The sequence below is a fragment of the Rhodococcus sp. CX genome (genome assembly GCF_015865005.1).
Taxonomy (GTDB): domain Bacteria; phylum Actinomycetota; class Actinomycetes; order Mycobacteriales; family Mycobacteriaceae; genus Rhodococcus.
On the sequence record NZ_JADZGH010000231.1, the window covers coordinates 50,932 to 59,162 of the forward strand.

The following is an 8,231-nucleotide window of genomic DNA, read 5'->3' on the forward strand; positions in this document are numbered from 1 at the left end:
GCCGCGCGCGCCGATGCGGCCGGCCGTCGCGCGGGGGACCGGCCCGCCCTGGTGGCAGGTCCCCGGCCGGAGCGGGTGCCGCTGTCGCTCGCGCAGCAGCGGATGTGGGTGGTCAACCAGGTCGATCCGACCTCCCCCGCCTACAACGTCCCGATCGCGCTGCGCCTGACCGGCGACCTGGACCTCGACGCGCTGCGCGCCGCGCTCGCCGATGTGCTGGAGCGGCACGAGGCTCTCCGCACCGTTCACCCGTCGTCCGAGCAGGGTCCGCATCAGGTCGTGCTGCCCGCCGGCAGCGTCACCGCCGACCTCACGCCGATGCCGGTGACGGGCGAATCCGAGCTGCGGGAACGGTTGCGCGCCGTCGCGTCCATCGGCTTCGACGTGAGCGTCGACGTCCCGATCCGCACCGCCCTGTTCCGGCTGGGCTCCCAGGAGCACGTCGTCGCGATCGTGCTGCACCACATCGCGGCCGACGGCTTCTCGATGGCGCCGCTCGCACGGGATGTGATGCTCGCCTACACGACCCGCGCGCAGGGGCAGGCGCCGCTGTGGGTGCCGCTGCCCGCGCACTACGTCGACTACACCCTGTGGCAGCGGGAGGTCGTCGGCGACGACACCGACCCGGACTCGCTCGCGACCGCGCAGATCGACTTCTGGCGCCACACCCTCGACGGACTGCCGGAACTGCTCGAACTGCCGACCGATCGGGAGCGGACGATGCATCGCTCCGCGCACGGGGCCGCCGTGCCGTTCGGGTTCGGCCCGGACCTGCACCGCGCGGTCACCGAGCTGGCCCGCGAGCACGACGCCACCGTGTTCATGGTCGTGCACGCCGCGCTGGCAGTCCTCCTCGGGAAGCTCGCGGGCACAGCGGATCTCGCGATCGGAACGCCGGTGGCGGGCCGGGGCGACGCGGCGCTCGACGACATGGTCGGCATGTTCGTCAACACGGTGACCCTCCGCACCCGCATCGCACCGCAGTCCACCTTCGGCGAGTTGGTGGCCCAGGTGCGCGACGGTGACCTCGCCGCCTTCGGGAACGCCGACGTCCCGTTCGACCACGTCGTCCGGGCGCTCGACCCGGTGCGATCCTCCGCGCACTCGCCGCTGTTCCAGGTGCTCCTCGAGTTCCGCAACCTCGACGCGACCCGCCTCGACCTGCCGGGGCTGACCGTCGAGACCGTCGACATCGACCTCGAGGTCGCCAAGTGCGATCTGTACCTGAGCATCGACGAGACCCGGGACCGTTCCGGCGCTCCCGCCGGCATGAAAGCCGAATTCGGTTACACCACAGACATCTTCGACCGCAGCACCGTCGACGGTTTCGCGCGTCGGTTCGTGGGGTTGCTCGAGGCCGTCGTTGCCGAGCCGACGCGTCCGCTCGGCGCCTTCGACCTGCTCGACGACGCCGAACGCGCCGAACTGGTCCCGGTGTCGGGCGGTGCGTCGGTCCCCGCCGTCACCCTGCCCGAGTTGTTCGCGGCCGCGGCGGCTGCCGACCCCGACGCGGTCGCGGTGGTCGCGGGGGAGCGCCGGCTGACCTACCGTGAGCTGGACGAGCAGTCGAATTGGCTGGCGCGGGTACTGATCCGCGCCGGTGTCGGTCCGGAGTCTGCGGTGGCGATCGCGATTCCGCGGTCGCTCGAATCCGCGCTCGCGGTGTGGGCGGTCGTGAAGACCGGGGCCGCGTTCCTTCCCGTCGACCCGAACTATCCCGCGGCGCGAATTGCGCACATGCTCGCGGATTCGGCTGTGACGGTGGGGGTCACGATTTCGGATGCGCGTGATGCATTGCCGGAATCGGTGACGTGGCTGAACCTGGATCAGCCGTGCGAGCAGGCGTCGATCGATCGGGTGACCGATGCGGATCGGGTCGCGCCGCTGCTGGTCGAGCATCCCGCATACTTCATCTACACGTCCGGATCGACGGGGGTGCCGAAGGGCGTCGAGGTCACCCACGCGGGCCTGGCGAACCTGGTGGCCGAACAGCGCACCCGGTTCGGACTCGGCCCGCACGCGCGGGTGCTGCACGCGGCCTCGCCGAGTTTCGACGCGGCCGTCCTGGAGATGCTGTGGGCCTTCGGGGCCGGTGGTCGTCTGGTGATCTCCCCGCCCGGGGTGTTCGGCGGGCGCGAGCTCGCCGATCTGCTGGCGCGCGAGCAGGTCACGCACGTGGCACTGACCCCCGCTGCGCTGGGCACGGTGGATCCGGACGGACTCGACCATCTGAGCACGGTCATCGTCGGTGGCGAGGCCTGCCCTCCGGAACTCGTCGCGCGGTGGGCCCCTGGCCGGACCATGGTGAACACCTACGGTCCCGCGGAAACGACGATTCAGTCCAATGCAGGTCGCGCTCTCGTTGCAGGAGAACCGGTTACGATCGGCGGCCCGATCCGCGGCTTCGCCGAACTGGTGCTCGACGAGCGGCTGCGGCCGGTCCCGGTCGGGGTGGTGGGGGAACTGTACCTGTCGGGTCCCGGCTCGGCCCGTGGCTACCGTAACCGTCCCGGATTGTCGGCGGCTCGGTTCGTCGCCGCCGCGGACGGGCTGCGGATGTACCGCACGGGTGATCTGGTGCGCTGGCGCCGCCGCGAGGACGGGACGCTCGAACTCGACTACGTCGGCCGCTCCGATCAGCAGGTGAAGGTCCGCGGATTCCGCATCGAACTCGGCGAGATCGAATCGGCGCTGCTCGGCTATCCCGGTGTCGCGCACGCCGTCGCCCACACCGACGGGGACCGGCTCGCCGGCTACGTCGTCGCGGCCCCGGGCTCCGAGGTCGACGTCGATGCCGTGCTCGGCCACGCCCGCGCCCGGCTCGCCCCGCACATGGTTCCCGCGACCGTCACCGTCCTGGCTCGGGTCCCGGTCACCGCGAACGGCAAGCTCGACCGGGCCGCCCTGCCGCGGCCGGAGCACACCCGCGTCGCCTACCGGGCGCCGCGCGACGCCGCCGAGACCGTCGTCGCCGACGCGTTCGCCGAGGATCTCGGGATCGATCGGGTCGGGCTGGACGACAACTACTTCGCTCTCGGCGGCACGTCCCTGAGCGCGACCGTGCTGATGGCCAAGATCTCGGACGGGATCGGCCGGCAGGTGCCGGTGCAGTGGATCTTCACCGACCCCACCCCGGAATCCCTGGCCCACCGGATCGCCACCGCGCCGGACCACGAAGCCGACGACGCGCTCGCGCCGCTGCTTCCGCTGCGCCCGGACGGCACCGGCACGCCGGTGTTCTGCATCCACCCGGCGATCGGCCTGGCCTGGTGCTTCACCGGTCTGGTGCCCTACCTGGGCGATCGCCCGGTGTACGGCCTGCAGTCCCCGGCGCTCACCGACCCCGAGGCGCGTTTCACCGACCTCGGCGACCTCGCCGACCGCTACATCGAGCAGATCCGGTCCGTGCAGCCGGACGGCCCGTACCACCTGGTGGGGTATTCGGTGGGCGGCCAGATCGCCCACGAGATGGCGGTGCGACTCGGCTCCGAAGTCGCGACCCTCACGATGCTCGACTCGCATCTGCTGGGCGACGACGACATCCGCCGCGAACCACCGACCCTGGCCGAACTGCTCGCCGAGTTCGGTGACCTGCCGGCCGGCGACACGTTGACCGCGGAACAAGCCGCGGACGTGCTGCGCCGCACCGGCGGCCTGTTCGACGCGGTGACGCCGGAACGCGTCGAGATGCTGCACCGGGTGTTCACCGCGACGGTGGAACTCGCTGTCACACATAGTCCGTCGGCGTCGCCCGATCTCGATGTGCTGTACTTCGCGGCCGCGGAATCGGCCGGCGACCCCACCGCCGCAGCGGCCTGGCAGGCGCACGTCGCCGGCCGGATCGACGAGCACGCGGTGCGAGCCACCCACCAGGAGCTGACGAGTCCGCAGGCCCTCGCCGAGATCGGTCCCGAGCTCGCCCGGCACCTGCTTCGTGCGGACGCGGCCCGGACCGGCTCGGCAGGTACGCGTCAGGGCGCGGCGGGCCACAGGGTGTGAACAGAAACCCCCTTGGGTACTGGTGACGTCGGCCGGAACGCGGGATTCTAGAGATGTCACGACAGCGACAGTCCAGCACATTGCGCGCTACCCGTTCCGGAGCGCGAAACAGGTAGCGCACTACTCGTGACCCCGCCGGTGAAGCGGCCGAAAGTTATCGGCAGCACCGATCGCGGACATTCCCAAAAAACGGACATTCCCAAAAAACGGACATTCCCAGAAGACGGACCGCCATGAGTCCGACCATCCACAGTCACTTGGAGAAGCAAATGCCGGCTACCACTCGTCGCCTGGAAACCGCAACGTCCCCGGCGTCCACCCCTCCCGGTCCCTCCGTACGCGGCCCCCGGTCGGGCATCGAACTCGTCAGCCTCTTCGACGGGTTCGCCATCGACGAGCACCCCAGCGCACCGACGGTGCGCCGCTGGGCGGTCGACTACCTGTGCCACCCGCACAAGGACCTCGGCCGGCGTGGCCCGGTCTGCCCGTTCGCCGGCCCGTCGATCACCCGGCGGTTGTTCTGGGCAGCGTTCGTCCCCGGCACCGACGTCGGGGAGGACCGGATGCGCGCCATCGCCGACGACCTCGCCGAGCTCTTCCCGGGACTTCCGCCGGACACCGGCGCCGACGCCGCCCTCAAGGCCGTCGTCGTGGTCTTCCCCGATCTGACGGACTACGACCTGATCGAGCGCGTGCAGAACGATCGCAAGTCCGACTTCGTCGTTCAGGGCCTCATGCTCGGCCAGTTCTACCCGGGCTGCACGGTGTCCGGTCTGCGCAACAGCGAGTTCCGGGCACTCGACGCGCCGGTGCCCATGCTTGCCGTCCGGCACATGGTCGGCTCGGACTTCCCGTTCCTGACGGCCGACCGCGAATGGGTCCTGGCCTACCTGAAGAAGTTCGCGGGTTCGGTCCCGTCGTCCGTCCGCACCGAGATTGCGGAGAAGCTCGCGTCATGAGCACGGACTCGGCCGCGCCCGTTGCCTCCACCGGGCCGGCCGGCAAGGACAGCACGACCCCGTTTCCCCTCTCACCCGCCCAGTACGGGATGTGGTTCGCGCAGCAACTCGCACCCGAGGTGCCGCTGTGCATCGCCCAGTACGTGGAATTCCGCGGGGCGCTCGACGTCGACCTGTTCCAGCGGGTGGCCGTCGTGGCCGGGCTCGAGTTCGGTTCCGGGTTCCTGCGGCTGACCGAGGTCGACGGCGAGCCGTACCAGGTGGTCGATCCGACGCTCGACTCCGACCTCGAGGTGCTCGACTTCCGGGCCCACGAGGACCCGGTCGCGGCGGCCCACGCCTGGATGCACGCGAACTACACGGCACCGATGGATCCGGCCACCGACCGGCTCGTCGCGTCGTCGATCCTGCGACTCGGCGACGAGCACTATCTCTGGTACAGCCGAATTCATCACGTCGCGTTGGACGGCTACGGCGCGATGACCATGGTGAAGCGGATCGCGGCGCTGTACACCGCGGCGGCCGAGGGGCGTGAGCCCGAACCTCACGGTGCCGCCGACCTGCGCGCCCTGTACGACCTCGACCGCCGCTACTGCGAGTCGGCGCGCTTCGACTCCGACCGCGAGTACTGGGCCGAACGGCTCGCCGTCCTGACGGAGGGCTCGAGCCTGAGCGAGCGCCGGGCCCCGGCCGTTGCCGACAACACCCTGGTCACCGCCGCGCTCGCCGATGCCACCGCGGCCCGGCTCCTCGACACCGACAACCGCGCGAGCGGAAACTCGGCGGCCTCGATCATCGCCGGATTCGCGTGTTACCTGTCCCGGTTGACGGGCCGGCCGGAGGTGCGTGTCGACATTCCGGTGTCGGGCCGCACCACCGCGGTGTTGCGCCGGTCCGGTGGCATGGTCGTCAACGTCGCACCGCTGCGGATCGCGGTGCGACCCGACGACGCCGTCGGCGACCTCGTGGACCGCGTCCAGGGCGAACTGCTCGGCGCACTGCGGCACCAGCGTGGTGACCTCGCCACGATCATGCGCGACCTCGGCGCCGACACCCGCCGGGCGAGTGCCCCGATGGTGAACGTCATGCTCTTCCACGAGGAGATCGTTCTCGGGCCCCTCGTCGGTGAATTCCATGTGCTCACGTCGGGACCGGTCGAGGACCTGCTGGTCAACGTGTACCAGAGCGGCACACCGCCGACGACCTACCTCGAATTCCGGGGCAATCCCGGCCGCTATCGGGACGACGAGTTGCACGAACTCCACGGTGGATTCGTCGGATTCGTCCAGGAATTCGTGTCCTCGGCGCCCGATACGCCGCTGTCCGCGATCGATCCCGACAGCGTGCGTGCCGGCGAGCGCAGGCGCGCCGCGGCGCAGCACCTCGACTACTGGCGTCGCACCCTCGCGAACCTGCCGACGTCCGGCGGACCGGCGAGCGGCCCGACGTCCGCGCATCCGGAACACGGGGACCGCACCCGCGTCGCCGTCGATGCCCGGACGCACCGCCGGGCGCGATGCCTGGCCAGGGCCCACGACACCCGGACCTACTCGGTCGTGCACACCGCGCTCGCCGTTGCGCTGAGCAGATCCGTCGATTCCGACGACATCACGATCGGCGCCCCCGTGCGCGCCGGGACCGGCGTCGATGCCGTCGTGCTGCGCACGCGGGTGGAGGACGCGACCACCTTCTCGGAGGCCGTCGCCCGCACACGCGACTGCGAACTCGGTGCGTTCTCCCATACCGGGATCGAGCTCGCCCGGGTCCTGGACGAGCTGACAAGGGGCGGGGAGTCGCCGTCGCCGTGCCAGGTCGTGCTCGGAGTGCGCGAAGCGACCTATTCCGGCGTCGCCGGTGTGTCGATCACCGCCCCCGCACCCGGCGACCGCGGCGGATTCGGTGCCGTCCGGGTGACCGTCGCCGAGACGTTCACCGACGCCTGTCACCCTGCGGGCCTGACGATCGACTTCGAGTTCAGCGCCGCAGTCGACGCGGCGGCCGTGCGCGCCTGCGCGGATCGGTTCCGCCGCATTCTCGAACAGGGCGTGGCCGAACCCATGGTGCGGCTCGGCGACCTCGACGTCCTGTCGCCGCGCGAACGCGCCGAGCTGACCCCGGTCACCGGGGCAGCCGCGGTCCCCGCGGCCACCCTGCCGGATCTGCTGGCCGCGTCGGCCGGCACCGACTCCGACGCGGTCGCCGTGTGGTGCGGGGACCGGCGGATCACCTACGGCCGGCTCGACACCGACTCGAACCGACTGGCGCGGTTGCTGATCGCACGAGGCACCGGGCCCGGAACGACTGTCGCCGTGGCGATCCCGCGCTCGTACGAGTCGGTGCTCGCGGTGTGGGCGGTCGCGAAGACGGGGCCGCCTTCGTCCCGGTCGACCCCACCTACCCGTCCGCGCGCATCGAGCACATGCTCTCCGATTCGGGGGCGGCACTCGGGCTGACCGTCACGGCTTCGGCTCCGACGCTGCCCGGGGACGTGCCGTGGATGCCGATCGACGAACCCGCCGCCGTCGACGCGGTGGCCACGCATTCGCCGCAGCCGATCACCGACCGGGACCGCACCGCGCCGCTGCACCTCGATCACCCGGCGTACGTGATCTACACGTCCGGTTCCACGGGAACCCCGAAGGGTGTCGTCGTGCCGCACCGGGGCCTGACGTGTCTGTCGACGGAAGAGCGGGAGCGGTTCGGCGCCGATCCCGCGTCCCGCGTGCTGCACTTCGCGTCCCCGAGTTTCGACGCGTCGGTGTTCGAGATGCTGTGGGCCTTCGGTTCCGGCGCGCAACTGGTGATCGCACCCCCGGGCACCTACGGCGGAGACGATCTCGCCGCGCTGATGGACCACCGGGCGGTGACCCACGCGGTCCTGACGCCGTCGGTGCTCGCCTCCCTCGACCCCGTCGGGCGCGGGTCGCTCCGGTGCCTGGTGGCGGCCGGTGAGGCCTGCGCGCCGGAACTCGTGGCGCGGTGGGCGCCCGGCCGGACGATGTTCAACGCGTACGGGCCGACCGAAGTGACGGTCATGTCGAATCTCGGTGCGGTCGCGGCGGACGGCCCGGTCGGCATCGGCGGACCGATCCGCGGCATCGCCGAACTCGTCCTCGACGAGCGGCTGCGACCCGTGCCGGTCGGAGTCGCGGGAGAACTGTACCTGTCGGGCCCCGGCCTGGCGTGGGGCTACCGGAATCGGCCGGACCTGACCGCGGGCCGGTTCGTCGCGGACCCGTTCGGCGGACCCGGCAGCCGGATGTACCGGACCGG

2 protein-coding genes and 1 pseudogene are annotated in these 8,231 nt (G+C 71.2%); all 3 read left to right on the forward strand.

Translation table 11 applies throughout. The features are described 5' to 3' along the window. Positions 1-3,999: amino acid adenylation domain-containing protein (locus I0Q12_RS26025; RefSeq protein ID WP_197256118.1), on the forward strand; the 3,999-nt coding region annotated here is incomplete at its 5' end. A gap of 269 nt (positions 4,000-4,268) precedes the next feature. Next, positions 4,269-4,958, forward strand: a complete 690-nt coding sequence (locus I0Q12_RS26030) for a DUF6875 domain-containing protein (protein ID WP_197256120.1) — start codon at positions 4,269-4,271, stop codon at positions 4,956-4,958. Continuing rightward, positions 4,955-8,231, forward strand: a pseudogene (locus I0Q12_RS26035) (amino acid adenylation domain-containing protein); the annotation flags it as partial. The gene I0Q12_RS26030 and the pseudogene I0Q12_RS26035, both read left to right, overlap by 4 nt.